At 70.5% G+C, this 25,835-nt stretch carries 24 protein-coding genes; 12 read left to right on the forward strand and 12 right to left on the reverse strand.

The annotated features are described in order from the left end of the window. Positions 1 to 12: 12 nt before the first annotated feature. The 3 genes from DRV85_RS01300 to DRV85_RS01310 are packed head-to-tail and all read right to left on the reverse strand — an operon-like array spanning position 13 to position 2,271. Positions 13 to 1,344 carry an MATE family efflux transporter gene (locus tag DRV85_RS01300; protein ID WP_113287615.1) on the reverse strand — a complete coding sequence of 444 codons (1,332 nt, stop codon included), beginning with the start codon at positions 1,342 to 1,344 and terminating at the stop codon, positions 13 to 15. Then, positions 1,334 to 1,849 (reverse strand): PaaI family thioesterase, encoded by a 516-nt coding sequence (locus DRV85_RS01305; protein WP_113287616.1) that lies wholly within the window; start codon positions 1,847 to 1,849, stop codon positions 1,334 to 1,336. Before DRV85_RS01305 ends, DRV85_RS01300 begins: the two co-directional genes overlap by 11 nt. Next, positions 1,846 to 2,271 carry a PaaI family thioesterase gene (locus DRV85_RS01310; RefSeq protein WP_113287617.1) on the reverse strand — a complete coding sequence of 142 codons (426 nt, stop codon included), beginning with the start codon at positions 2,269 to 2,271 and terminating at the stop codon, positions 1,846 to 1,848. The genes DRV85_RS01305 and DRV85_RS01310 overlap by 4 nt, the downstream gene beginning before the upstream one ends. Before the next feature lie 125 nt (positions 2,272 to 2,396). Here DRV85_RS01310 and DRV85_RS01315 point away from each other — a divergent pair, with 125 nt between their 5' ends. The 9 genes from DRV85_RS01315 to DRV85_RS01355 all read left to right on the forward strand — a co-directional run bounded on the left by DRV85_RS01315 (position 2,397) and on the right by DRV85_RS01355 (position 12,420). Then, on the forward strand, positions 2,397 to 2,774 hold the full coding sequence (locus tag DRV85_RS01315) for a MerR family transcriptional regulator (protein ID WP_113287618.1): 378 nt from the start codon (positions 2,397 to 2,399) through the stop codon (positions 2,772 to 2,774). Between the two features lie 218 nt (positions 2,775 to 2,992). After that, the gene (locus DRV85_RS01320; RefSeq protein ID WP_199525741.1) at positions 2,993 to 3,418 is read left to right on the forward strand and encodes a MerR family transcriptional regulator; all 426 of its coding nucleotides are present in this window, start codon (positions 2,993 to 2,995) and stop codon (positions 3,416 to 3,418) included. 34 nt (positions 3,419 to 3,452) lie between these two features. Further along, on the forward strand, positions 3,453 to 5,234 hold the full coding sequence (locus tag DRV85_RS01325; protein WP_113287619.1) for an acyl-CoA dehydrogenase C-terminal domain-containing protein: 1,782 nt from the start codon (positions 3,453 to 3,455) through the stop codon (positions 5,232 to 5,234). 51 nt (positions 5,235 to 5,285) lie between these two features. Further along, positions 5,286 to 5,498: a hypothetical protein gene (locus tag DRV85_RS01330; protein WP_113287620.1), complete on the forward strand. Its 213-nt coding sequence runs from the start codon at positions 5,286 to 5,288 to the stop codon at positions 5,496 to 5,498. A gap of 26 nt (positions 5,499 to 5,524) precedes the next feature. Continuing rightward, positions 5,525 to 6,676 carry an acyl-CoA dehydrogenase family protein gene (locus tag DRV85_RS01335; protein WP_113287621.1) on the forward strand — a complete coding sequence of 384 codons (1,152 nt, stop codon included), beginning with the start codon at positions 5,525 to 5,527 and terminating at the stop codon, positions 6,674 to 6,676. A 348-nt stretch (positions 6,677 to 7,024) separates the two neighbouring features. Then, complete coding sequence (locus DRV85_RS01340; protein ID WP_113287622.1) at positions 7,025 to 7,660, forward strand: glutathione S-transferase family protein; 636 nt, start codon at positions 7,025 to 7,027, stop codon at positions 7,658 to 7,660. Between the two features lie 13 nt (positions 7,661 to 7,673). Next, positions 7,674 to 8,885: an acetyl-CoA C-acetyltransferase gene (locus tag DRV85_RS01345; protein ID WP_113287769.1), complete on the forward strand. Its 1,212-nt coding sequence runs from the start codon at positions 7,674 to 7,676 to the stop codon at positions 8,883 to 8,885. A 347-nt stretch (positions 8,886 to 9,232) separates the two neighbouring features. After that, positions 9,233 to 11,428, forward strand: coding sequence for a 3-hydroxyacyl-CoA dehydrogenase NAD-binding domain-containing protein (locus tag DRV85_RS01350; protein WP_113287623.1), 2,196 nt, complete (start codon positions 9,233 to 9,235; stop codon positions 11,426 to 11,428). A 170-nt stretch (positions 11,429 to 11,598) separates the two neighbouring features. Then, positions 11,599 to 12,420 (forward strand): arylamine N-acetyltransferase family protein, encoded by an 822-nt coding sequence (locus DRV85_RS01355; RefSeq protein ID WP_113287624.1) that lies wholly within the window; start codon positions 11,599 to 11,601, stop codon positions 12,418 to 12,420. On the opposite strand, the gene DRV85_RS01360 is transcribed toward DRV85_RS01355, so the two are convergent. Both DRV85_RS01360 and DRV85_RS01365 read right to left on the reverse strand, forming a co-directional pair. Further along, positions 12,408 to 13,052, reverse strand: coding sequence for a sulfotransferase family 2 domain-containing protein (locus DRV85_RS01360; RefSeq protein ID WP_113287625.1), 645 nt, complete (start codon positions 13,050 to 13,052; stop codon positions 12,408 to 12,410). The genes DRV85_RS01355 and DRV85_RS01360 overlap by 13 nt on opposite strands. After that, the gene (locus tag DRV85_RS01365; protein WP_113287626.1) at positions 13,049 to 13,972 is read right to left on the reverse strand and encodes a DMT family transporter; all 924 of its coding nucleotides are present in this window, start codon (positions 13,970 to 13,972) and stop codon (positions 13,049 to 13,051) included. Before DRV85_RS01365 ends, DRV85_RS01360 begins: the two co-directional genes overlap by 4 nt. 76 nt (positions 13,973 to 14,048) lie before the next feature. Here DRV85_RS01365 and DRV85_RS01370 point away from each other — a divergent pair, with 76 nt between their 5' ends. Both DRV85_RS01370 and DRV85_RS01375 read left to right on the forward strand, forming a co-directional pair. Further along, on the forward strand, positions 14,049 to 15,674 hold the full coding sequence (locus DRV85_RS01370) for an AMP-binding protein (RefSeq protein WP_113287627.1): 1,626 nt from the start codon (positions 14,049 to 14,051) through the stop codon (positions 15,672 to 15,674). A gap of 483 nt (positions 15,675 to 16,157) precedes the next feature. Beyond that, positions 16,158 to 17,183: a hypothetical protein gene (locus DRV85_RS01375; RefSeq protein WP_113287628.1), complete on the forward strand. Its 1,026-nt coding sequence runs from the start codon at positions 16,158 to 16,160 to the stop codon at positions 17,181 to 17,183. Between the two features lie 52 nt (positions 17,184 to 17,235). On the opposite strand, the gene DRV85_RS01380 is transcribed toward DRV85_RS01375, so the two are convergent. Together DRV85_RS01380 and upp are read right to left on the reverse strand one after the other, a co-directional pair. Then, positions 17,236 to 18,720 (reverse strand): SPOR domain-containing protein, encoded by a 1,485-nt coding sequence (locus DRV85_RS01380; protein ID WP_113287629.1) that lies wholly within the window; start codon positions 18,718 to 18,720, stop codon positions 17,236 to 17,238. Positions 18,721 to 18,786: 66 nt separating this feature from the next. Beyond that, positions 18,787 to 19,434, reverse strand: coding sequence for a uracil phosphoribosyltransferase (gene upp / locus DRV85_RS01385; RefSeq protein ID WP_420820898.1), 648 nt, complete (start codon positions 19,432 to 19,434; stop codon positions 18,787 to 18,789). Between the two features lie 129 nt (positions 19,435 to 19,563). Here upp and DRV85_RS01390 point away from each other — a divergent pair, with 129 nt between their 5' ends. Beyond that, complete coding sequence (locus DRV85_RS01390) at positions 19,564 to 20,178, forward strand: class I SAM-dependent methyltransferase (RefSeq protein WP_113287630.1); 615 nt, start codon at positions 19,564 to 19,566, stop codon at positions 20,176 to 20,178. 20 nt (positions 20,179 to 20,198) lie between these two features. On the opposite strand, the gene DRV85_RS01395 is transcribed toward DRV85_RS01390, so the two are convergent. The 5 genes from DRV85_RS01395 to asnB all read right to left on the reverse strand — a co-directional run bounded on the left by DRV85_RS01395 (position 20,199) and on the right by asnB (position 25,812). Then, entirely contained in the window at positions 20,199 to 21,176 is a 978-nt protein-coding gene (locus DRV85_RS01395; RefSeq protein ID WP_113287631.1) for an adenosine deaminase, read from the reverse strand. Then, positions 21,173 to 22,384: a phosphopentomutase gene (locus tag DRV85_RS01400; RefSeq protein ID WP_113287632.1), complete on the reverse strand. Its 1,212-nt coding sequence runs from the start codon at positions 22,382 to 22,384 to the stop codon at positions 21,173 to 21,175. Before DRV85_RS01400 ends, DRV85_RS01395 begins: the two co-directional genes overlap by 4 nt. Continuing rightward, positions 22,381 to 23,685: a thymidine phosphorylase gene (locus DRV85_RS01405; RefSeq protein ID WP_113287633.1), complete on the reverse strand. Its 1,305-nt coding sequence runs from the start codon at positions 23,683 to 23,685 to the stop codon at positions 22,381 to 22,383. Before DRV85_RS01405 ends, DRV85_RS01400 begins: the two co-directional genes overlap by 4 nt. Next, positions 23,686 to 24,078, reverse strand: a complete 393-nt coding sequence (locus DRV85_RS01410; RefSeq protein ID WP_113287634.1) for a cytidine deaminase — start codon at positions 24,076 to 24,078, stop codon at positions 23,686 to 23,688. It abuts the gene before it with no gap. Positions 24,079 to 24,294: 216 nt separating this feature from the next. After that, complete coding sequence (gene asnB / locus DRV85_RS01415; RefSeq protein ID WP_113287635.1) at positions 24,295 to 25,812, reverse strand: asparagine synthase (glutamine-hydrolyzing); 1,518 nt, start codon at positions 25,810 to 25,812, stop codon at positions 24,295 to 24,297. Positions 25,813 to 25,835 lie beyond the last annotated feature (23 nt).

A 25,835-nucleotide genomic window follows, 5' to 3' on the forward strand; every position in this document is an offset into this window, starting at 1 on the left:
TGCACGGCGTGATCAGCTCGCCGCACGCTCCAGCGCCGGGTAGCGCAGCCCCAGCGTGACGCCGCGCGCCACGAAGGAGACGAGCAGCGCGGCCCAGAGGCCGTGATTGCCCAGAGCCGGCACCAGCGCGAGGGCGGCCGCCACGTAGACGGCGAAGCTCACCGCCATCATGTTGCGCATGTCCGCGGTGCGCGTGGCGCCGATGAAGATCCCGTCGAGCATCCAGCTCGCCAGCCCGAGGATCGGCGCGGCAACCATCCAGGGCAGGAAGACGCGCGCCTCGGCCCGCACCTCGGGCGCGGTGGCCATCAGGTCGATGATCGCGGGCCCGGCGAGCGCGAAGGCCGCCGCCATCCCGAGCGACGACAGCCCGCCCCAGAGGCTCGAGATCGAAGCGCCCCGGCGCAGGGTCGCGCGGCTTTTCGCGCCCATCGCCTGGCCCACGATGGCCTCGGCGGCGAAGGCGAAGCCATCGAGAGCGTAGGCCGTGATCTGCAGGAACTGCATCAGCACCTGGTTGGCGGCGAGCGTCACGTCGCCGAAGTCGGAGCCGATGAAGAGAAAGGAGACGAAGACCGCCTGCAGCAGCAGCGAGCGGATCAGGATGTCGGTGTTGACCACCGCCATGCGGCGCAGGCGTTCGCCGTCCATCACCCGCGCCCAGTCGCGCCATTCGGGCCGGCGAAAGGCGTCGCGGCAGAGCCAGAGGCCAAGCGCCAGCGCGGACCATTCGGCGAGGAAGGTGGCGAAGGCCACGCCTTCCACCCCCCAGCCCAGGCCCAGGACGAACCACAGGTCGAGCAGGATGTTGACCCCGTTCATCCAGACCTGCAGCACCAGCACCGCGCGCGTGCGCTCCAGCGCGATGAGCCAGCCGGTGAGCCCGTAGATCGCGATGGCGGCCGGCGCGCTCCACACCCGGATGGCGAGATAGCCCTGCGCCAGCCCCTCGACCTCGGCGCTCGCGGGGGCCAGTACGAAGGCCGCGGCGAAGAGCGGCCATTGCAGCGCGATCAGCGCGGCCCCCGCCGCAAGCCCGATCAGCAGCACGCGGGTCAGCAGGGCGGCGACCTCGGCGCCCTCGCCCGCGCCCTCGGCCTGCGCGGCAAGGCCCGTGGTGCCCATCCGCAGGAAGCCGAAGACCCAGTAGATCGCGGTGATGATGATGGCGCCGATACCCACGGCGCCAATGGGCGCGGCCGCGCCCATCTGTCCAACCACACCGGTGTCCACCGCGCCCAGCAGCGGCACGGTCGCATTGGAGATCACGATGGGGACGGCGATCTTCAGGACGCGGGCGTGGGTGACGGCGCGCGGGCTGCGCGGGGCCGCCTCAGCCGTCATCGTCGCGCGGCGGCATCAGGAAATGGCCCGTCGCCTGCGCGAAGAGCCGCGCGCGGTTGTCCTGCCACGCCTCGACGTGCACCGAGGCGTAGCGGCGGCCCGAGCGGTTGACCCGCGCCCGCGCATAGGCGTCGCGCGGCAGGCCGGAGCGCAGGTAGTCCACCGTGAAGTCGATGGTCTTGGGCAGGCGGGGCAATTCGCCCGCCGCCAGCTTGTCGGGGTCGAGGGTGCCCGACTCGATCTCGGGCCAGAGCATCTGCCAGCTGAGCTCGATGATCGCCGCGGTCTCGAGAAAGGCCGCCGTGACGCCGCCATGGATCGCGGGCAGGATCGGGTTGCCGATCAGTTTCTCGTCGAAGGGCAGCACCGCGGTCAGCTCGTCGCCGCGGCGCTCGAACTCGATGCCCAGATACTTGATGTAGGGCACGCCATGCACCAGCGCGGCGAGCGCGGCATCGCGGCGCTGCTTGACGACCTGCACGGGCTCGGGGCGTCTGCCGCTCATTTCACCCCCTCGACGGTGAAGGCGCCGGTCGCGGTGGCGACGGGCCGCGCGTCGTCGTCGTCCCAGGCCGTGGCGCGCACGAAGGCCACCGTGCGTGTCAGCCGGTAGCAGGTGGCGGTCGTGCGGATCGCCTGGCCCGGAGTCGCGGGGCGCATGTAGTCGATGCGCAGATCCAGCGTCGCCGTGGTGCCGGGCGCGGCCGGGTGGCTCATCACCGCGGCGCCGCAGCAGGTGTCCATCAGCGCCGAGACCGCGCCGCCGTGGATCACGCCCGTCTCCGGGTCGCCCACGAAGCGCGCGTCCCAGGGCATCGTCATCGAGGCCTCGCCTTCGCCCAGGCGCGTGAACTCCATGCCCAGCGCCTTGACATGCGGGATCGCCTCGGTGAACTGGCGCGCCATTTTCGCCTTGTCCGGGGTCATGCGCAGCGGTCCTTCTCGGTCGCGGCACACTATTAGCCTGCCACCGCGTCGAGCGCAAGGCCGCGCGTCGCGTCGGTTGCCCCCGCGTCATGGCGAACCTAGGTTTGCTCCAGGGAGCCCTGCCGATGTCCGAGACACGCCTTTCGTTCAAGGAGATGTGCGCGCGGTTCGAGGTGACGCCGCGGACGCTGCGCTATTACGAATACATCGAACTGCTCCAGCCCGAACGGGTCGGACGCCAGCGCTTCTACGGCCCGCGCGAGCTGGCGCGCATGACGCTGATCCTGCGCGGGCGGCGCTACGGCTTCCAGCTCGAGGAAATCCGCCAGTGGTTGCTGATCTACGAGAAGGAAGGCACCGCGGCGCAGATGCGCACCTTCGTCGAGGCGGCCGACGCCCAGCTGGAGGAACTCGCCCGCCAGAAGGCGCAGCTCGAGGAAGCGATGGACGAGTTGCGGCGCATGCGCGACGAGACCCGCGCGACGCTGGGCGGCGGCGCCTGAACGGCCGAACTCCCGGCGCGAGCCCCCGGCCGACATGCGCAGGAACGCCATGCAGGTGGGCAACATCCTTGCGCGCGCGAAGCCTGTCGCGACGAAAGCTTGCCAGGGCGCTGAAGTGACGCGGCGTCCTGGTTACGTCAACGTCACATGCTGTTGTAACCAGACGCGGAAGCGAGCATCTCCTCTGCGTCAAGACAAGACCGACAAGGACCAAGACGATGACCGCGACGCGAGTCGACACGGACCACGACACTGACGCGACGATGACGATCCGGCAGATGTGCGACGCCTTCGGCGTGACGCCCCGGACCCTGCGCTTCTACGAATCCAAGGAGTTGCTGTTCCCGATCCGCGAGGGGCAGAAGCGGCTCTTCACCCGGCGGGACCGCGCGCGGCTGAAGCTCATCCTGCGCGGCAAGCGCTTCGGCTTCAGCCTGGAGGAGATCCGCCAGCTGCTCGACCTCTACTACGAGGACGACCAGCAGCGGACCCAGCTTCTGCGCACCTACGAGCTGGCCAAGGAGCGGCTGGCGGAGATGGAGCGCCAGCGCGCCGAGCTCGACGACGCGATCGAAGAACTCCGGGAACAGCTGGACTGGGGCGAGAAGATGCTCGCCTCGATGAACAAGACCGCGGCGGAGTGAGCGCCGCGCAGCGACGGCTTTGAGGGAGTGACAGATGCCGATCTACGAAGCGCCGACCCGCGACATGCAGTTCGTCCTGCATGACGTTCTCAACGTCTCAGAGGCCGACATCCCCGGCTACGAGGAACTCGACCGCGAGACGACCGCCGCGATCCTCGAGGAGGCGGGGAAGCTCTCGGAGAACGTGCTCGCGCCGCTGAACCCGGTGGGCGACGCGCAGGGCTGCACCCTCGAGAACGGCGTGGTGCGCACGCCCGATGGCTTCAAGGACGCCTACGAGCAGATGCGCGCGGGCGGCTGGATGGGCCTCGACGCAGACCCGGAGTATGGCGGCCAGGGGATGCCCTACCTGATCGGCTCGGCGGTGGGCGAGATGTTCGTCTCCGCCAACATGGCCTTCAACATGTATCAGGGTCTGACCCACGGCGCCTATTCCGCGATCCACGCCCACGGCTCCGAGGAGCAGAAGCGCACCTATCTGCCGAACCTCGTAGACGGCATCTGGTCGGGCACCATGAACCTGACCGAGCCGCACTGCGGCACCGACCTCGGGCTCATCCGGACGAAGGCCGAGCCGGCCGACGACGGCACCTACCGGATTACCGGGCAGAAGATCTGGATCTCGGCCGGCGAGCACGACCTTTCCGAGAACATCATCCACCTCGTGCTCGCCAAGGCGCCGGGCGGCGGCGAGGGGACGAAGGGCATCTCGCTCTTCATCGTGCCCAAGTTCCTCGTCAACGAAGACGGCTCGCTCGGCGCGCGCAACGCCGTCACCTGCGGCGGGCTCGAGGCCAAGATGGGAATCCACGGCAACGCCACCTGCGTGATGAACTACGACGGCGCGACCGGCTATCTCGTGGGCGAGCTCCACAAGGGCATGCGCGCGATGTTCACCATGATGAACGAGGCGCGCATCGGCGTCGGGCTTCAGGGCTACGCGCAAGGAGTGGTGGCCTACCAGAACGCGCTGGCCTTCGCGCAGGACCGGCTGCAGGGCCGCGACGTCACCGGCCCCGCCAACCCCGAGGGCCCCGCCGACCCGATCATCGTGCACCCCGACGTGCGCCGGAACCTCCTGCACCAGAAAAGCTTCGTCGAGGGCGCGCGCGCCTTCACCTTCTGGGGCGCGCAGATGATCGACCGCGCCCACCGGAACGGCGACGACGAGGCGGAGGCGATGATCTCGCTGCTGACCCCGGTCATCAAGGGTTTCCTGACCGACAAGGGCTTCGAGACGACCGTGCTCGCGCAGCAGACGCTGGGCGGCTCGGGCTTCACGAAGGAATGGGGTCTCGAGCAATTCGTGCGCGACTCGCGGATCACCATGATCTACGAGGGCACGAACGGCATCCAGTCGCTCGACCTCGTGGGCCGCAAGCTCGGCCAGGACGGCGGCAAGGCGATCATGGCCTTCTTCGACATGGTCAAGTCCTTCGCCAAGGCGAACGCGGGCCAGGACGAGACGATCGACCGCGACTTCCTCGACCCCCTCAAGCAGGCCTCCAAGGATCTGCAGGCGGCGGGGATGTTCTTCATGCAGCAGGGCATGAAGAACCCGCAGGCGGCGCTCTCGGGCAGCTACGACTTCATGCACCTCTTCGGGCACGTCTGCCTCGGCCTCATGTGGTCGAAGATGGCCCTCGCCGCGAAGGCGGCGCTGGAGGAGGGCCGCGGCGATCCCGCCTTCCTCGCGGCGAAGCTCGCCACGGGACGCTACTACATGGCGCGCCAGCTGCCGGCGACGGGCATGCACCTCAAGCGCATCGAGAGCGGCGCGGAGCCGGTGATGGCGCTGGAGGCGGCGAATTTCTGACGTAGGGTGCGTGCCGAGCACGCACCCTACGGCGGCGCAGAGGGAGGAGCCATGCCGAAACGCTTCCGCACCACACGGCGCTTCCAGGTCGCGATGACGGAGGACGGCTACCGCCGCCTCCGCAAGTTCGCGGCCGAGGCCGGTCTCGACGAGGGCGAGGCGCTGTCCTTTCTCTTCGAACATTTCGACAGCGTGACGGACGAGGACAACCTCACCCACCGGCTGAGGCTCTTCAACTCGGAACTGGACGCGCGCAAGAGATAGAGGGTTCAAGGGGAGGAGAAACCGCGATGCCATCCACCTGGATGACCGAAGAGCACCGGATGCTCGCCGAGATGACCCGGCGCTTCATCGAGGAAAACTGGGTCCAGCACTACGACCGCTGGCGCAAACAGGGCGAGATGGACCGCGAGACCTGGGCCCAGGCGGGCGAACTCGGCCTGCTCTGCCCCTCGATCCCCGAGGAATACGGCGGCGCCGGCGGCGACTTCGGCCACGAGGCGGTGATCCTGATGGAAGGCTCGCGCGCCAACCTCGCCAGCTGGGGCCACGGCATCCATTCCGGCATCGTCGCGCATTACATCCTCGCCTACGGCACCGAGGAGCAGAAGATGCGCTGGCTGCCCAAGATGGTGAGCGGAGAGATGGTGGGCGCGCTCGCCATGACCGAACCCTCCGGCGGCTCGGACGTGCAGGCCATCCGCACCCGCGCGGTGCGCGACGGCAACGTCTACCGCGTGAGCGGGCAGAAGACCTTCATCACCAACGGCCAGCACGCCAACCTGATCGTGGTCGCCGCCAAGACGGACCCCTCGGCGCGCGCGAAGGGCACCTCGCTCGTCGTGGTCGAGACCGAGGGCGCCGAGGGCTTCAGCCGCGGCCGCAACCTCGAGAAGATCGGCGCGCATGCCGCCGACACCTCGGAACTCTTCTTCGACGATGTGCCGGTGCCCCCCGAGAACATCTTGGGCGGCGAGGAGGGCCGCGGCTTCTACCAGATGATGGAACAGCTCCCGCAGGAGCGGCTGATCATCGGCTGCGGCGCAGTGGGCGCGATGGAGGGCGCGGTCGCGCGCACGATTCAATACTGCCAGGAGCGGCAAGCCTTCGGCGGCCCCATCATGCAGTTCCAGAACACCCGCTTCAAGCTGGCCGAGTGCCTGACCAAGACGAAGGTCGCCCGCGCCTTCCTCGACGAATGCATCGCCGAGCATCTCGGGGGCAAGCTCACCGTCGAGAAGGCCGCCATGGCGAAATACTGGCTGACCGACACGCAAGGAGAGGTTCTGGACGAGTGCGTGCAACTGCACGGGGGCTACGGCTTCATGCAGGAATACGCGGTCGCCGAAATGTGGGCGGACGCCCGAGTGCAGCGGATCTACGGCGGCACCAACGAGATCATGAAGGAACTCATCGCGCGCAGCTTCGCGGGGGGGAAATGACCCCGGTGCCTGCGCCGTCTGCGCCGCCGCAGGTGGGGGCTTCGCGCCCCCACACCCCCGCGGGGTATTTCTTGCAAGAGGAAGGACCGTTCATCGAACCCTCGGAGACGGGCGGGCAGCACCCGGTCCACCCCGCCGCCACGACGACGCTCAGACGCGGCGTCGGCGCAGCGGCAGGGCTTCCCCTTGCATGGCCATCGGCTCCCCAGCCTGTGCCACGGGTCGTGTCTATACCGAACAGGGTTAAGGCAAGGTGAACAGGTCCGTGTCTTCCTCTTGCTCGAAATACCCCACGGGGGTGCGGGGGTGTGAAACCCCCGCGTCGCCCACCTTGGCAAGGAGCGCAGCATGACGATCCGACTCTACTGCTTCGGAGAGAGCGGCAACTCCTACAAGGCCGCGTTGCCCCTCGAGCTTTCGGGCCTCGACTGGGAGCCGGTGAAGCTCGACTTTTTCGGCGGCGAGGGGCGCAGCGACGCGTTTCGCGCCCTCAACCCGATGGGCGAGGCGCCGGTGATGGTGGACGGGGACTATACCCTCACCCAGTCGGGTGCGATCCAGGACTACGTCTCGGAGAAGTCCGGGAGGTTCGGCGGACGCGATGCGCGCGAGCGGCGCGAGATCCTGCGCTGGGTGCTCTGGGACAACCACAAGCTCTCGAGCCAGGCGGGCATGACGCGCTTCCTGATGAATTTCCTGCCCGAGGAGAAGCGCCCCGAGGAGGTGATCGGCTTCCTGCAGGGGCGGCTGAAGGCCGCCTATGCGGTGCTCGACCGGCATCTCGAAAGCCGCGACTGGATCGTGGGCGACGGGCCGACGAACGCCGATTTCTCCTGCTGCGGCTATCTCTTCTATCCCGAGCCCTTCGGGTTCGACCGGGCCGAGTGGCCCGCCATCGACGCCTGGCTGGCGCGCCTCGCGGCGCTGCCGGGCTGGAAACACCCCTATGACCTGATGCCCGGCCATCCCTCGGACCGGGCCTGAACGGAGGCAGATGATGACCGACGCCTATATCTATGATGCCGTGCGCACCCCACGGGGCAAGGGCCGCAAGGACGGCAGCCTGCACGAGGTGACCGCGGTGCGTCTCTCGACCACTGCGCTCAATGCGCTCAAGGACCGCAACGGGCTCGACGGCCACGCGGTCGAGGACGTGATCTGGGGCAACGTCACGCAGGTTGGCGAACAGGGCGCCTGTCTCGCGCGGACCGCCGTGCTGGCCTCGGATCTGGACGAGTCGATCCCCGGCGTCTCGATCAACCGCTTCTGCGCAAGCGGGCTGGAGGCCGTGAACATGGCCGCCAACCAGGTGCGCGGCGGCGCGGGCGGCGCCTATATCGCCGGCGGCGTGGAGAGCATGAGCCGCGTGCCCATGGGCTCGGACGGCGGCGCCATCGCCGCGGACCCCTCGGTGGCGATGGACATGTATTTCGTGCCGCAGGGCATCGGCGCGGACATCATCGCCACGCAGTACGGCTTCACCCGCGACCAGGCGGACGAACTGGCCGTCGAGTCGCAGCGCCGCGCCAAGGCGGCCTGGGACGACGGGCGTTTCGCGAAGTCGGTGGTGCCGGTGCGCGACGTGAACGGGCTGACGATCCTCGACCGCGACGAACACATGCGCCCCGAGACGGACATGCAGAGCCTCGGTGCCCTCAAGCCCTCCTTCAAGGAGCAGGGCGAGGTGATGCCCGGCTTCGACAAGGTGGCGATGCTGAAGTATCCGCACCTCGAGCGGATCGAGCACATCCACCACGCCGGCAATTCCTCGGGCATCGTGGACGGCGCCTCGGCCGTGCTGATCGGCTCGAAGGAATGGGGCGAGGCGCACGGGCTGACGCCCCGCGCGCGCATCCGCGCGACGGCCAAGATCGGCACCGACCCAACCATCATGCTGACCGGCCCCGTGCCGGTGACGCAGAAGATCCTGCGCGAGAGCGGGATGGAGATCGGCGACATCGACCTTTTCGAGGTGAACGAGGCCTTCGCGGCGGTGGTCATGCGCTTCATGCAGGCCTTCGACGTGGACCAATCCCGCGTCAACGTGAACGGCGGCGCCATCGCCATGGGCCATCCGCTGGGCGCCACCGGCGCGATGATCCTGGGCACGCTGCTGGACGAGATGGAGCGCACGGACCGCGAGACCGGCCTCGCCACGCTCTGCATCGGCTCGGGCATGGGCGCGGCCACCATTCTGGAACGCGTGTGAGGGAAGCCGACTAATGAAGGGCGCTCTCGTTTTGCCCGTATTGTTAGTCTCGGTAAGTGCCGGGCAAGCCATTTCGGGCGACAACCTCTCGCGAATGGCAGAGGCCGCACGCGGCTTGCAGTGGGACCAGGAGAACGCGGCATTCTTTTTGGTCAAGCGCGAGACAATCCGAAGCCCTGTGGCTGTCGTCTTTGGATACGCGGACAATGGCGCGGCCTGCTACGAGTTGGCCGAGGCGCTTTCACACCCTCGAAGCCGGGCCGGGACATTCGATTGCGTGTCCGTTCAAGACGTTCCCGGACAGGAAACAGAGCGCTAGGGCTACCTAGCCAACTGAGGAAACTGACATGACCGAATTCACCATGGACAAGGGCGCCGACGGAGTCGCCGTGATCACCTGGGACGTGCCGGGCAAGTCGATGAACGTGCTCAGCCTCGACGCGCTGGGCGAACTCGATGCGCTGATCGACGCGGCGCTCGCCGACGACGCGGTGAAGGGCGTCGTCATCACCTCGGCCAAGAAGGATTTCGCCGGGGGCATGGACCTCAACATCCTCGCCCGGATGCGGGACGCGGCGGGCGACGACCCGGCGAAAGGCCTGTTTGACGGCATCATGCGGATGCATGGGATCCTGCGAAAGATCGAGCGCGCGGGAATGGACCCCAAGACCAACAAGGGCGGCAAGCCGATCGCCTCGGCCCTGCCCGGCACGGCTGTGGGCATCGGGCTGGAGATCCCGCTCGCCACGCACCGCATCTTCGCCGCCGACAACCCCAAGGCCAAGATCGGCCTGCCGGAGATCATGGTGGGCATCTTCCCCGGCGCGGGCGGCACCACGCGGCTCGTGCGCAAGCTGGGCGCGATGGCGGCTTCGCCCTACCTTCTCGAGGGCAAGACGGTCGATCCGGCGAAGGCCAAATCCGCCGGCCTCATCGACGAGGTGGCCGAGGACCCGCTCGCCGCGGCGAAGGAATGGGTGCTGAACGCCAAGGACGCCGACATCGTCAAGCCCTGGGACCAGAAGGGCTACAAGATGCCGGGCGGCACGCCCTATCACCCCTCTGGCTTCATGACCTTCGTCGGCGCCTCGGCCATGGTGAACGCGCAGACCTACGGCGCCTTCCCGGCGGCGAAGGCGCTCTTGTCCGCGGTTTATGAGGGTGCGCTCGTGCCCTTCGACACGGCGCTCCGGATCGAGGCGCGCTGGTTCACGCATATCCTTATGGACCCCTCCTCGGCGGCGATGATTCGCTCGCTCTTCGTCAACAAGGAGGCGCTGGAGAAGGGCGCGAACCGCCCCGAGGCGCCCGACCAGAGGGTGCAGAAGCTGGGCGTTCTCGGCGCGGGCATGATGGGGGCGGGCATCGCCCTCGTCTCGGCGCAGGCGGGCATCGAGGTGGTGCTCATCGACCAGGCCCAGGAAGCCGCCGAGAAGGGCAAGGCCTATACCGAGAGCTATCTGGAAAAGGGCCAAAAGCGCGGCAAGACCACCCCCGAGAAGGCGCAGGAGACGCTCGCGCGCATCACGCCGACGACCGACTACGCCGCGCTCGAGGGCTGCGACCTGGTGATCGAGGCGGTCTTCGAGGATCCGAAGATCAAGGCCGAGGTGACGCGAAAGGCCGAGGCGCATCTGCCCGAGGACGCGATCTTCGCCACCAACACCTCCACCCTGCCGATCAGCGATCTGGCGAAGGCCAGCGCCCGGCCGGAGCAGTTCATCGGCATCCACTTTTTCTCGCCCGTCGAGAAGATGCTGCTGGTGGAGATCATCAAGGGCCGCGAGACGGGCGACCGCGCGGTGGCCAAGGCGCTCGACTACGTGCGCCAGATCCGCAAGACGCCGATCGCGGTGAACGACGCGCGCTTCTTCTACGCCAACCGCTGCATCATCCCCTACATCAACGAGGGCATCCGCATGGTGGGCGAAGGCGTGACGCCCGCCTTGATCGAGAACGCGGCGCGGCAGCTGGGCTTCCCCGTGGGGCCCCTGCAGCTCGTGGACGAGACCTCGATCGACCTCGGCGTGAAGATCGCCAAGGCGACCAGGGCCGCGATGGGCGATGCCTATCCCGACGACGCGGTGGACGAGGTGATCTTCTGGATGGCCGAGGAGGGCCGGCTCGGGCGCAAGGCCAACGCCGGCTTCTACGCCTACGACGAGGCGGGCAAGCGCACCGGCCTGTGGGAGGGGCTGGCTGCGAAATACCCGCCGAAGGACGACCAGCCCGACCTCACGCAGGTGCAGCATCGCCTGATGTTCGCCCAGGTGCTGGAAGCGGTGCGCGCGCTGGAAGACGGCGTGCTGGAGGACATCCGCGAGGGCGACGTGGGCGCGATCCTCGGCTGGGGCTTCGCGCCCTGGTCGGGCGGGCCGTTCAGCTGGCTCGACATGCTGGGCGCCTCGCGCGCGGCCGAGCTTTGCGACGAACTCGCGGCAGAACACGGCGAGCGCTTCGCCTGTCCCGCGCTGCTGCGCGAGATGGCGGCCAAGGGGCAGAGCTTCTACGGCCGCTTCGGTCCCGAGGCGCAGGCCGCCTGACATGCACGCAGAGCCGCGCCCGATCCCGTGGACGATCGTGGCGCGGCTTCCGGCGGCCGGCCTGCCGCCCCTTCCGGCGGTGGCGTGCTGAGATCACCGCCGTCACTCCTCGCCGATTGGTCGGCGGGGCGCGGTTGCAGGCAGGCCCGCGATCGGGGAAGCTCGCGCGCATGGATTTCGACCTCGACGCCTATCTGCGCCGCCTGGGGCTCGATACGGTGCCCGTGACGCCGGCGGGCCTGGCCGCGCTGCAGCGGGCGCAGCTGACCGCCCTGCCCTTCGAGAGCCTCGACCCCTTTCTCGGCATCACGCCGGATCTGCGCCTCGACCGGATCTCGGAGAAGGTTCTGGCGCGCAGACGTGGTGGCTATTGCTTCGAGCTCAACGCGCTTCTCGGCGCGGCCATGGCCGCGCTCGGCTTTCCCGTGCGGCGGGTGCTGGGGCGGGTGCGCAAGGGGCGGCCGGAGCCGGGGCCGCGCACGCATCTGGCGATCCTGACCGAGGCGGGCGGGCGCCCGTGGCTGGCGGACGCGGGCTTCGGCGGGCCTGCCCCGCTCGTGCCGCTCGCCCTCGACGACGAGGGCGAGCAGGCCGCCCCCAACGGCCGCTACCGGCTCACGCACGATCCGACGACGGGCGAGACGGTGGTGGAGCAACTGACGCCGCGGGGCTGGTTCCAGCTCTACGGCTTCGACGGGGCGCATGTGACCGATGCCGACATCGACGCCGCGAACCACGTCTGCGCGACCTGGCCCGGCCTGCCCTTCGCCAGGCATCTGATGGCGGGCGGCTATCGCGGCGACCTGCGGATCGGTCTGTTCGACCGGGCGGCGACGGTGGAACGCCCCGGCGGCAGCGAAAAGCGCGAGCTTCGCGACCGGGCCGAGTTCGCGGCGCTTCTGCGCGACCGGCTGGGCATCGCCGCGCCGGAGGCCGCGCTCGACCAGGCCTGGGCACGGCTGGCGGGCGCCAAGGCCGCTCAGAAGGTATAGCCGAACCGCGCGATATCCTCGGCGCAGAGCCGCGCCACCCGCGCGGCGGAGTCCGCGTCGTAGTAGCGCCGCCAGTCCGGGTCGCGCGCAGAGGGATTTGCCCGCGGCAGCGTCAGGCGGAACCCCAGATGGTCGAAGAAGGGCTCCGCATCCGTCCCGAAGGCCTCGAGCCGGATATAGAGCGAGGCGCGCTCGCGCCCCCGCGCGTCGGTCATGTGCGCCGCATAGGGCTGCGCACGCAGGCTCGCCTCGGTCTGCGGATGGGCCAGGAAGTCGGCGAAGCTCAGCCTTGCGGCGAGCCGGACCGCCGGGTGGTCGAAACGCTGCGCGCGCAGCCAGTGGTAGTAGCTCACCATGCGGTCCCAGGGGTTACGCACCAGCGTCACGGTGAAGAAATCCTCGAGCTCTTCCGCGTCCACGACCCCCTCGATGTCCGCGAGCGTCGAATGCTTCCACAGGCGCCCGCGCGGCGCGAGCCCCTTCAGCCGGCCGCGTCGCCGCCGCGCCTTGGGCGTGTCGCCGATCAGCAGGTCGTCGGCCATCGCCCGCGCCTCGAGCGCAAGCGCCAGCGCCGTCCCCCCGGTCTTGGGGATGTGGACGAAGATGTAGCGCCGCCCGCGGGAGACGATCATCGCGGCTCTCGCAGGCGCAGCGCCACCAGCGTCCCCGCCGCGGCGATCATGACGATTCCCGCGACCTGCTGCAGGCCCGGGACATGCCCGAAAAGCAGCCAGGCGAAGACGGGGGCGGAGATGAAGGCGGCGTATTCGAAGGGGGCGATGTAGCTGGGCTCGCCCAGCTGATAGGCGCGGATGATGAGCCCCACCCCGATCAGCGAGCCGACCGCCTGCAGCAGGATCCAGGGCGCGACCTCCCCCATCGCCCAGCTCCAGCCGCGCAGCAGGAAACCCTCGGCGCCCGGCGCGGCCGCCGGCTGCGCGAGACCGATCAGCAGGAGCGCCACCGCGCTCACCGCCATCTGGCACAGGATGATCCCGCTGAGCAGCGTGAGCGCGGTCTCGCGCGCGCAGATCGTGTTCGTCGCGATCATGCCGATGGCGTAGAAGACGCCGCCCGCCACCGGCATCAGGATCACCGGCGACAGATGCGCGGGATCGGGGTCCAGCACCACGATCAGCCCCAGAAAGCCCAGCGCCACGGCCCCCGCACGTCCCCAGCCCACGCCGCGCCCCAGCACGAGCGCCGTGATCACGAGGATCCAGATGGGCGAGGTGAAGAGCCCAGCGAGCGCCTGCTCGATGGGGAGAAAGGCGAGCGCCCCGAAATAGAGCGCCATGGCGACCGTCACGACGGCGCTGCGCAGCGCCACGGCGCGCAGCGAGACGGGGCGGATCGGCTGGCGCAGCGCGACGGAGGCGGCCAGCAGGAGCGGCAGACAGATCACGCCCCGCACGAGCTGGAACTGCCACAGCCCCACATCCCGCGCGATCAGGGCGACCACGTTGTCGATCAGCCCGATCACCGCCATCGCCGCGAGCATCGAGAGCGCGCCGGCGGCGGTCCCGCTGCGGGCGGTTTCGGCAACAGTCATGAGGAGACCCCGTCTTGCGGCGCAACATTCTTTCCCTATACCGTCGCCCCCGAAGGGAAAAGGGAGGATCACGGCGATGGGCTGGCTCGCGGACGAGACGGGACTCGACAAGAACGCGGCGAACTTCGTGCCGCTCACGCCGCTGTCGTTTCTCAGGCGCGCGGCCACGGTCTTTCCCGAGCACGAGGCGGTGGTCTACGGCCCCATCCGCCGGACCTATCGCGAATATGCCGAGCGGGTGAGCCGGCTGGCCTCGGCGCTGATGGCGATCGGTGTGAAGCCCGGCGACGTGGTGGCCACGCTCCTGCCCAACGTGCCGCCCCAGGCCGAGGCGCATTTCGGCGTGCCCGCCTGCGGCGCCATCCTCAACACCATCAACGTGCGCCTCGACGCTGACACCGTCGCCTACATCCTCGATCACGGCCAGGCGCGGGTGCTGCTGGTCGATCCGCAGTTCGTCCCCCTCGCGGCAGAGGCGATCGAGCGGATGGAGGGGCCGGCGCCCGCGGTGGTCGAGGTGGCCGACGATCACGCGGGCGTGCATCATCTGGGCGAGTATCCGGAGTACGAGGAGCTTCTGGCCTCGGGCGATCCGGCGTTCGACTGGATCATGCCCGGCGACGAGTGGGAGAGCATCGCGCTCAACTACACCTCCGGCACGACCGGGCGGCCCAAGGGTGTCGTCTACCACCACCGCGGCGCCTATCTGAACGCGATGGGACAGGTGCTGAGCTGGCGCATGGTGCTCTATCCCCGGTATCTCACAATCGTGCCGCTCTTTCACTGCAACGGCTGGTGCCACACCTGGATGATGCCGGCGGTGGGCGGCACGGTCGTCTGCTGCCGCGACATCGCGGCGAAGCCGATCTTCGACGCCATCGCGGATGAAAAGGTCACCCATTTCGGCGGCGCGCCCATCGTGCTCAACACGCTGATCAACGCCAAGCCCGAAGAGCGGCGGGACTTCGACCACGTGGTCGAGGTCTTCACCGCCGGCGCGCCGCCCGCCCCCGCCACCCTCGCCGCGATCGAGCCCATGGGGTTCAACATCACCCATGTCTACGGCCTGACCGAGACCTACGGCCCGGCCACCGAATGCACCTGGGGGCCTCAGTGGGAGGATCTGCAGGGCGACGCGCGCGCGGCGAAGAAGGCGCGGCAGGGCGTCGCCATGCCCTTCATGGAGCATGTCGGCGTGGTGGACGAGGCGGGCCGGCAGGTGCCCATGGACGGGAAAACGCAGGGCGAGATCGTCTTTCGCGGCAACGGCGTGATGAAGGGCTATCTGAAGAACCCCGAGGCGACGGCCGAGGCGTTCAAGGGCGGCGTCTATCACTCCGGGGACATCGCGGTGCAGGATCCGGATACCTACGTCTGCATCCAGGACCGGGCCAAGGACATCATCATCTCGGGCGGCGAGAACATCAGTTCCGTCGAGGTCGAGGGCGTGCTGATGGCGCACCCGGCCGTGCTCCTCTGCGCGGTGGTGGCCAAGCCGGACGAGAAATGGGGCGAAGTGCCCTGCGCCTTCGTCGAGCTCAAGGACGGTGCCGAGGCCGACGAGGCCACGCTCATCGCCTACGCCCGCGAGCGGCTCGCGGGCTTCAAGACGCCGAAAAAGGTCGTGTTCCAGGAACTGCCGAAGACCTCGACCGGCAAGATCCAGAAGTTCGAGCTGCGCAACGTGGCGCGAACGCTCTGAGCGCCCCGCGCCGTCGCACCGGCCGCTTCCCGTTGCCGAGGACGTTCGGCCCCTGCGCAGGCCGCAGGAGGCCCGTCGTCCGGCCCGCTGCACCAAGCGGCCCTCGGAGTCGCGGTCGCGCCATCGCCGCGCGGCGCGCGCAGCCACAAAGCTCTCGGGCCTTCGTCCGCGCGAAGGAGGCACCCGAAGCGACTTACGCGCTTGCACTGATCGATCAGCGCGACGAGCCACGCGCTGCGACCTGCCTGGGATGGAACGATTTGGCCCGGCGCAGCGTTCCTTGCCCTCGCAATTCTCGTGCAGGCCTGAACGGCCCGGACGCCAGCCCCCGACCGTGACGGCTGCGTTCAGGCTCCGGGTGCCGCGCGCTGGTGCGGTGGACCGTGCCGCTTCCCGAGGCGCGACGTGGCGTCGGATTGCCGCGTGCGACATCGCCATGATAGCTTGTGCATCGAATAGCGAGAGGCAGAGCAGAACCCCCACATGACCGCCCTCGAGGACTACGCCCGGCTGGAGGCGACGGGCCTGTGGCGCGCGTCGCCCGACGCGCAGCGGCAGGACGTCGTGGTCTCGCTCGGCGAGGCGAGCCTGACGATCGCGGACATGCAGGACCGCGCACTCGCCCATTGGTCGCTCGCAGCCGTCGCGCGTCTGAACCCCGGCGAGATGCCGGCGCTCTATCATCCCGACGGCGACACCGGCGAGCAGCTCGAGCTCGGGGAAGAGGCCGAGGACATGATCGTCGCGATCGAGCGCGTGCGCCAGGCGGTCGAGCGGCGCCGCCCGCGCCCGGGCCGGCTGCGTCTTGCCGGCGTTCTGGCGGCGCTCGCGCTGATCGGAGCGGTCGCGGTGCTGTGGCTGCCGGGCGCGATGCGCGATCACGCATTGCGGATCCTGCCGCCGGCCAAGCGCACCGAGATCTCCGAAGCCCTGATGACCGAGATCCAGGCGCTGTCAGGGCGCCCTTGCCAGACACCCGAAGGCGAGGCGGCGCTCGACGCGCTGGCGCGCCGCGTGCTGGGCGCGGAGGCCGGCGGGCGGCTCGTCGTGCTCCGCGAGGGCCCTTCGCCCACGGCCAGCCTGCCGGACGGGCGGATCCTGCTCGCGCGCGGGCTGGTCGAGGATCCGCAGGAACCCGACGTGCCGGCGGGCTTCGTGCTGGCCGAAGCCCTGCGTCAGGCCGCGACGGACCCGCTCGACGCGCTGGTGCGCGCGGGCGGCGTCGCGGCGAGCTTTCGCCTGCTCACCTCGGGCACGCTGCCCCAGGATCTGCTGCGGGCCCATGCCCGCGCGCTGCTCACCGAGCCGCCGGCCGCGCTGCCAGACGAGACCTTGCTGGCCGGCTTCGAGGCTGCGGCGCTCAGCGCCAGGCCCTACGCCTATGCGCGCGACGTCACCGGCGAGACGGTGCTCAGCCTGATCGAGGCCGATCCCTTCGCACAGGAACCGCCCCGCCCCGTTCTGAGCGATGCGGACTGGCTGCGGCTTCAGGGGATCTGCGGCGCGTGACGCGCCCGAACGGGCCGCACCCGGCGCTGTCCGGGCATAGCCTGCTCAGAGGTCAGTTGCGCGGGAAGGCATCGTGGAACCCGGCCTGCCGCGCCCGACCGAGCGCCCCCTGCACCTGCGACCGGTTGTCGAAGGGGCCGGCCAGCACGACCTGATAGCGCTTGCCGCCCCGGGTCATCGGCGCCAGCCGCACCGGAAGCCCCATCGACTGAAGCCGCGCCGCCGTGCGCCTTGCGTTCGACGGCACGCCGAAGGTGCCCACCTGCACGAAACGGTGGGCGGGTCCGGTCGCCTCGGGCGCACGCGTGGGCGCCGCCTGCTGCGCCGCGGGCGTCGGGCGGGCGGCGACCTGCGTCTCGCGTGCCTCGGGCTTCGGCACCAGCCGCACGCGGCCGTCGCTGGCCACCCTGACCTGCAGTTCGTCCTTCGCGGCGAGGTAGGCGTTCTGCGTCGCCAGGTCCGTGAAGGGATAGAAGAGCCGCGGGTGCTGCGCGGTCACGTCCTCTCCGCTCGCCCGGTCGACGAGGCGGCGCGGCGTGGTGTTCGTCCAGATCAGAAGCATCTCCGCGCGCCCGTCGAGCGTCTGTTCGGCGCGGCGCGGGTTGAGGCGGCCGTCCTTCCAGGCGGGCTCGTAGCCCTCAGGCACCTCGACCTGCGCCGAGGCGGGCTCGGGCGGCTGCCAGAGATGGCGCGGCAAGACCCGCGCCTCGCCGGAAACCGGGCGGCCCGAGACGCTGCGGTAGACCATGCCGCCATCTGCGCGCGTGCCCTGGTAGCGATAGACGCGCGCGCCCTCCGGCAACGACTCGACCTCCGAGGCGGCGATGATGCGGAAGCTGTAGGGCGGGCGGGCCTGCGGCCCGCAGCGCAGCCGCTCCCCCTCGCGCGCCACGAGGTAGCCCCGGGACAGCGCGCTTCCGCCCGGACACCCCGCGTCCGCGGCTGCCTGCGGCGCGGCCACCACACCGGACCGCGCCGGGCGTTGCGAAGGCTGCGCCTGCCCGGCCGGCAGCGAGGCGACGGTCTCGATCGGGTCGGCGGTCGCCCGCGGGGCGGGTTGCGGTGCGCGCCGCGGAACCTGGATCCGCGTGCGCGCGGGGCGCTGGGCGGGCGGTTCTGCGCGCGGTTCGGTGCGCTGCGGCGCCGCGGCGGTCTCCGTCGGCGCGGGGGTCGCCTCCTGCTGCGGCTCGGGGCGCTCGGGCTCGGCCTCGGCAGGCGTGCTCTCGGCGACCTCGGGCTCCTGCGGGGCGGCGGGTTCCTGCGAGGTCGGCTCCGGCGCCTCGGCGAAGGTCGGCTGGAAGCCGCAGAGCTGCTCGCGGTCGCGGTTCACCCGCGGCACCCAAGTCACGTCGCCGTCGACGCCTGCGCGGATATAGACGCAGCCGCGGCTGTCCACATACTGCCGCCCCTCGTAGGACTCGGGCGGAAACTCCGCCGGCGGACCCGCCGTGTCGAGCGTCTGCGCCAGGCCGGGCACGGCCAGCGCGACCAGACACGCGCCCAGCGCACCGCGCGAAATCACTGTCTTCAGCGTCATGTCATCCCCCACAGATGCCTGGAAAGCATGCCGCAGGACATGCTGCGAGTAAAGCGTTGCTGTGCTTCATTTTGTGCCGAACATGCGATCTCCGGCGTCGCCCAGCCCGGGCAGGATATAGCCCTTGTCGTTGAGCCGCTCGTCGAGCGCGGCGGTCACGATGGGCACGTCCGGATGCGCCTCGGCCATCCGCGCGACACCCTCCGGCGCGGCGAGCAGGCAGAGAAAGCGGATGTCGCGCGCGCCGCGCTCCTTGAGCAGCTCGATCGCCTTGACCGAGGAATTGCCCGTCGCGAGCATCGGATCGACGACGATGACCAGCCGCCCGTCGAGCCCGTCGGGCACCTTGAAGTAATACTGAACGGGCTTCAGCGTGGCCTCGTCGCGATAGAGCCCGATGAAGCCCACCCGCGCCGAGGGCACGAGTTCCAGAACGCCGTCCAGCAGCCCGTTGCCCGCGCGCAGGATCGAGATGAGCGCGAGCTTCTTGCCCGCGAGCACCGGCGCCTCCATCTCCGCGAGCGGCGTCTCGATCAGCTGCGTGGTCAGCGGCAGGTGGCGCGTGACCTCGTAGGCCAGAAGCTGGCTGATCTCGCGCAGGAGGCGGCGAAAGCCGGCGGTGGAGGTGGTCTTCTCCCGCATGTGCGTGAGCTTGTGCTGCACGAGCGGGTGATCGACGATGGTGAGCTGGTCGGGAATCGTGCGGTCTGTCATCGGCGGGTCGTCCTTGCTGGGGCCTCCCCCCTTCGTAAGGCCGCGACACGGCGGCGCAACCCGCTTCGCGCCTCGCCGTCCTGCCGGATCCGTGCGAGACTCCACCCGCTGATCCCCACGGAGGCACCGATGTCCGGCGATCCCCGCTTCTGGAACATGATCGCGCGGCGCTATGCGCGCCGCCCGCTGTCGGACAAGGCCGCCCATGCCGAAAAGCTGCGACTCGCCCGCGTGCGGCTCGCCCCCGAAGATCGCATCGTCGAGCTGGGCTGCGGGACCGGCACGACGGCGCTGGCGCTCGCGCCGCATGTGGCGCGCATCGAGGCCTGGGACATCTCGCCCGCCATGATCGGCATCGCCCGGGAAAGGGGCGCGGGGGTGGAGAACGTCGCCTTCCAAGTCGGCGACACGGAGGCGGCGCTGGCCACCCCCGGCGCCGACGCGATTCTCGCGCACAGCCTGCTGCATCTGCTGCCCGACTGGCGCGATACCATCGCGCGCGTCCATGCGGCGCTCCGCCCCGGCGGACGCTTCTTCTCGACCACCTTCTGTCTCGGCGGGCGCGTCCGGGCGCTGCGCCCCGTCGTGCGGGCCCTCGCTCCGCTGGGCCTGTTCCCCCCGCTGCAATGGTTCACCGCCGAAGAGCTGACCGGCGCGATGGAGGCGGCGGGCTTCGAGCTGGAGCACCGCTGGCAGCCGACGCCGGGCGCGGCGGAATTCGTCATCGCGCGCCGGCCCGGCTGAGCGAAAGGCGCCTGCCCCGGTCAGCCGATCCGCTCGAGCAACCGCGCGCGCAGCGCCTCGTCGCAGAAGGCCGCGCGCGCCGCGGTCCGGTTGAGCTCGGCGAAGACGTCCTCCTCCCAGCCGAAGGCGCGGTTGAGCAGCGCGTATTCGCGTACCATGTCGGTGTGGAAGAAGGGGGGATCGTCGGTCGACACCGTGACCGGGACGCCCGCCGCGCGCAGCCGGTCGATCGGATGCGCCTCCGGCGCCGGATAGAGCCCGAGCGCCAGGTTCGACCCCGGGCAGACCTCGAGCACCACGCCGCGCTCGGCCAGCCGGTCAACGAGCGCCGGATCCTCGACCGCGCGCACGCCGTGGCCGATGCGCGCGACGCCCAGTTCGAGCGCCTCGGCGACCGACTCGGGCCCTGCCCATTCGCCGGCATGCGTGGTCAGCCCCAGCCCTGCCTCGCGGGCGCAGTCGAAGGCCCAGGCGAAATCGCTCTGCCGGCCCATGCGCTCGTCGCCGCCCATGCCGAAGCCGGTGACGAACTCGCCCGCCGTCTCGGCGGCGCAGAGGGCTGCCGCCTTCGCGCGCTCGGGGCCGAAATGCCGGATGCAGGTGACGACCCCGCGCATCGCGACTCCTCGCGCCGCGTCCGCCTGCGCCGCGGCCTCCGCAATAGCCGCGACGTAGTCGCGCCAGGCGGCCACCTCGCCGCCGCCGCAGAAATCGGGGCTGAGGAAGGCCTCGGTATAGATCACCCCTGCCTCGGCGCTGCGTTCGAGCACGGCGCGCGTGAGGCGCGCGTAGTCCTCCGGCGTGCGCAGGACGCTGGTGGCCGCCTCGTAGACCTCGAGGAAATGCTTGAAGCCGTGGAAGGCATAGGCGCCGTCGGGGCGGAAGATCCCCGAGAGATCGACATGTTTCTCGGCCGCGAGCCGGCGCACGAACTCCGGCGGCGCAGCGCCTTCGATGTGCAGGTGCAGCTCGATCTTCGGCAGCTCGGCCAGCGTCACAGAAAGCTCCTTCCCGGTCCCTGCGCGGGCACGCCCAGATGCGCGGCCACGCTCGCGGCCACATCGGCGAAGGCGACGCACCCGAGGCTGCCCTTCCCGACCCCCGCGCAGAGCACCGGCACCCGTTCCCGCGTGTGGTCGGTGCCCGTCCAGGTGGGGTCGTTGCCGTGATCCGCGGTCAGGAGCAAGAGGTCGCCCTCGCGCAGCCGCGGCAGCAGCCGCCCAAGCGCCCCGTCGAACCACTCCAGCGCGCGAGCATAACCCGACACGTTGCGCCGATGCCCCCAGAGGCTGTCGAACTCGACGAAATTGGCGAAGGTCAGGCTGCCCTCGGGCGCCCCGTCGACGCAGTCGCCGAGATGGGCCATCAGCTCGGCATCGGTCCCCTTCCGCAGCGCGTCGATGCCCGACATCGAGAAGATGTCGCCGATCTTGCCCAGGCCGATCACCCGTCCCCCGGCCTGCTGCACCCAGTTGGTCAGCACCGGCGCCGGCGGCGCCATGGCGTAGTCGCGACGGTTGCCCGTGCGGGTGAACCCGCCCCCGGGATCGCCCAAGAAGGGCCGCGCGATCACGCGGCCCACCCGAATCGCGTGCAGCCGCGGGGCGAGCGCCTCGCACAGCGCCAGCAGCCGGTCGAGGCCGAAGGCCTCTTCGTGCGCCGCGATCTGAAAGACGCTGTCGGCCGAGGTGTAGCAGATCGGCCAGCCCGTGCGCAGATGCTCCGCGCCGAGACGCGCGAGGATCTCGGTGCCCGAGGCGTGGCAGTTGCCGAGGATGCCTTCCGTGCCCGCCAGCCGGCAGACCTCGGCCACCAGATCGTCGGGAAACGCGGGCACGGTGTCCGGGAAATGGGTCCATTCCCACGGCACCGGCAGGCCCGCGAGCTCCCAGTGCCCCGAGGGCGTGTCCTTGCCCGCGCTCGCCTCGGTCGCCGCGCCCCACAGACCCTCCGATGCGCCCCCGAGGCCCGGCGCCTCCTCGCCGCTGGCGAGCCGCACGGCGGCGCCCAGCCCCAGCCCGTCCAGCACCGGAAGGTGCAGCGGCCCGCTGCGGCCCTCCTCGGCCTGCCCGCGCGCGCAGGCCTGCGCGATATGCGCGACGGTATTGGCGCCGGTGTCCGGGCGACCCGCATTGAAGAAGCGATGCGCATCCGGCGCGCCGCCGATCCCGAGGCTGTCCATCACGACCAGAAAGGCGCGCGTCACGGCGCCACACGCTCCGCCACAAGCGGCGGCGCTTCCCCGGCCGCCCCCAGCCGGATCGCCGCGCGCACCGCGCGCACGGCGGCCTCCGCCTGGCCCTCGCGCGCGGCATGGACGCGGGCGAGGGGCTGCCCCTTGTCCACGCGCGCGCCCAGGGCCACGACCTCCGACAACCCCACCGCCGGGTCCACGCGGTCGCTCTCGACCTTGCGCCCGCCGCCCAGATCCACGACGGCGAGACCCAGCGCCTCGCCGTCGATCGCGGCGACATGCCCCGCCCCGGTCGCGGGAACCTCACGGATCACCGGCGCCTCGGGCAGGAAGCGCCGCCAGTCCTCGACGAAGGCCACGGGCCCGCCCATCGCCGCCACCATCCGGCCGAAGCGCTCCGCCGCCGCGCCCGAGGCGATCGCCTCGGCGATGCGGCCCGCGCCCTCGGCCGCCTCGCCCGCCCCGCCGGCGCGCGCCAGCGCCTCGCCGCCCAGCGCGACGGTCAGATCATGCAGCCGCCCCCGGGCCGCACCGGTGAGCACCTTAAGCGCCTCCTCCACCTCGAGCGCGTTGCCCAGTGCCGGCGCGAGCGGCTGGCTCATGTCGGTAACCAGCGCCGAGGTCCGGCAGCCGGCGGCGTTGGCCGTCGCGACGAGCGCCGCGGCCAGCGCCTCTGCCGCCTCGCGCGTTTTCATGAAGGCGCCCGAGCCCAGCTTGACGTCGAGCACCAGCGCGTCGAGCCCGGCCGCGAGTTTCTTCGACAGGATCGAGGCGGTAATCAGGTCGAGGCTCTCCACCGTGCCGGTCACGTCGCGCACGGCGTAGAGCCGCCGGTCGGCCGGCGCGAGCTCGGCGCTCGCCGCGGCGATGGCGCAACCCGCGCGGGCGACCACCTGGCGGAGCTGGCGCTCCTCCAGATCCACGCGCAGCCCCGGAATCGCCTCCATCTTGTCGAGCGTGCCGCCGGTATGCCCCAGCCCCCGCCCCGAGATCATCGGCACGAAGACGCCGCAGGCCGCGAGCGCAGGCGCCAGAACGAGGCTCACGCAGTCGCCCACACCGCCCGTCGAATGCTTGTCGACGACCGGCCCGTCGAGATCCCAGGCCAGCACCCGCCCGCTGTCGCGCATCGCCAGCGTCAGCGCCGTGCGGGCCTCCGGCGAGAGCGGCGCGCGGCAGACCCCCATGGCGAAGGCGCCCGCCTGCGCGTCGGACATCCGCCCGTCGGCCAGCGCCGCCGCGGCCCAGGCCAGCGCCTCGGGCGCCGGCGCCTCGCCCCTGCGGAGCGCCGAGAGAAGCGCGCGCGCCTCCATTCAGTCGGTGGCCATGTGCGCGGTCCCGAAGGCGCCGGGCAGCAACGCGCCCAGCGTCATCCGCCGCTCCGCACCGGCGGTCGTCGCCATGACCACCACCACGTCGGACGCCGCGAACTCGGCCAGACGCTGCCGGCAGCCGCCGCAGGGCGAGACCGGCTGCGGACTGTCGGCCACGACATAGACCTCCGCGATCCGGGTCTCACCCGCCGCCACCATGGCCGCGATCGCCCCCGCCTCGGCGCAGGTGCCCTCCGGGTAGGACACGTTCTCGACGTTGCAGCCCACATGCAAACCGCCGCCCGCGCCGCGCAAGGCAGCACCGACCGCGAAGCCCGAGTAGGGTGCGTGCGCCCGCGCACGCACCGCCAGCGCCGCCTCGCGAAGATCCATCACAGCCTCCCTGTCACACCCGGACCCACAGTCTTGCGGCGGGTAGAGGCGCGTTGCAAGCGCCTCCGGGGACGCGGTCAGCAATCGCGCGCCCGCCCCCGGTCTTCTCCTTGCGTCAAATATCCCGGGGGAGTCGCGCGTCCCGCGCGACGGGGGCAGCGCCCCCACCGCACGAAGTGCCAGAAGACGTGCGGCCGCAAGGCCGCGCCGCTTGGCTCACGCCGCGGTGACCCGCGCCGCGCTCTCCCAGGTGCCGGCGTTCTCGAGGATGCGCTCGGGCGTCTCGAAGGCCTCGCGCAGAAGCCGCTCGTAGAGCGCGCCCTCCGACGCGCGGTCGAGCGGCGCCTCCTCGCCGGAGACGATCCGCAGCGCCTCCTCCAGCGCGGCCACGGTGCCCGAGCCCTCGTCGAACTGCGCCTTCTTGCGCCAGACGAGGCTCTCGGGCAGCAGGTCGGCCACCGCCTTGCGCAGGATCCATTTCTCCGTCGTCTCGCCCGTGCTCTCGACCGCCTCCGGGTCGGTGCGCCGCATCTTCAGCGTGGCGGGGATCGACTGCGCGAAGTCGATCAGGTCGCGGTCGAGGAAGGGCGTGCGCGCCTCCAGGCTCTCGGCCATGGTCACCCGGTCCACGCGCTGCAGGTTGATGTTGTGCATCGCGTTGAGCGAGCGGGTGAGCTCCTGCGCGAGCTCGTGGGGGTGGTCGGCATACCCGTGGTGGTAGGTGTAACCGGCGAAGAGCTCGTCCGCCCCCTCGCCCGTCAGCACCGCCTTGACGTGGCGCGCGGCGAGGCGGGCGGCGAAATGCGTCGGCACCGCGGAGCGCACGAGGTCCACGTCGGCGCTTTCGAGGTGGTAGATCACATGCGGCAGCACGCGGGCAACGTCCTCTGCCGTGAAGACCTCCTCGTAATGGTCCGAGCCGATGTGCGCGGCCACCTCGCGGGCGGCGCGCAGGTCGTCGCTGCCCTCGGTCCCCACCGCGAAGGTCTTGAGCCGGTAAGGAGAAAGCCGCGCGGCCAGCGCCGCGATGATCGAGCTGTCGAGCCCGCCGGAGAGGAAGCTGCCCACCTCCACGTCGGCGACCATCCACTTCGCCACCGCCTCTTCCAGCACCAGCCGCAATTCGCCCGCGACCGCCTCGATGTCGAGCCCCGGCTCCTCCTCGGCCGCGCCGTGGGGCGTGCGATACCATTGCCGCATCCCGTCGTGGCTGTCGTAGAGCATGCCCGGCGGGATCGACTCGACGTGGTCCACCTCGATCCCGTCGAAGGCCTTGAGTTCGCTGGCGAAAGCCACACCCTCGCCGATGCGCGCCATGTAGAGCGGCTTGATGCCGAGCGGATCGCGCGCGGCGATGATCCGGTTCCGCGTCGCCAGCACGAAGGCGAACATGCCGTCGAGCTTCGCGATCCAGCGCAGCTCGCCGGTGCGGAAGAGATGCAGGATCGACTCGCTGTCGCTCTCGGTCTCGAAGGCCGATTCGCCCAGGATCGCGCGCAGGTCGGCGTGGTTGTAGATCTCGCCGTTGGCGACCAGCAGGTCGCCCTTGTCCCAGATCGGCTGGCGCCCGTCCTGGGGCCCGATGATCGAGAGGCGACAATGCGCCATGACGACCGGCGCCCCCTGCCCGCGCACCACCTCGACCGCGTCGGGGCCGCGATGGGCGATCCTGCGCACCATCCTCTGGGCCAGATCCTCGTCGCCGATCTTCCACAGGCACACGAATCCGCACATCGCTCCGCTCTCTCGCTGCGCCC

This window comes from Rhodosalinus halophilus, from assembly GCF_003298775.1.
Taxonomy (GTDB): domain Bacteria; phylum Pseudomonadota; class Alphaproteobacteria; order Rhodobacterales; family Rhodobacteraceae; genus Rhodosalinus; species Rhodosalinus halophilus.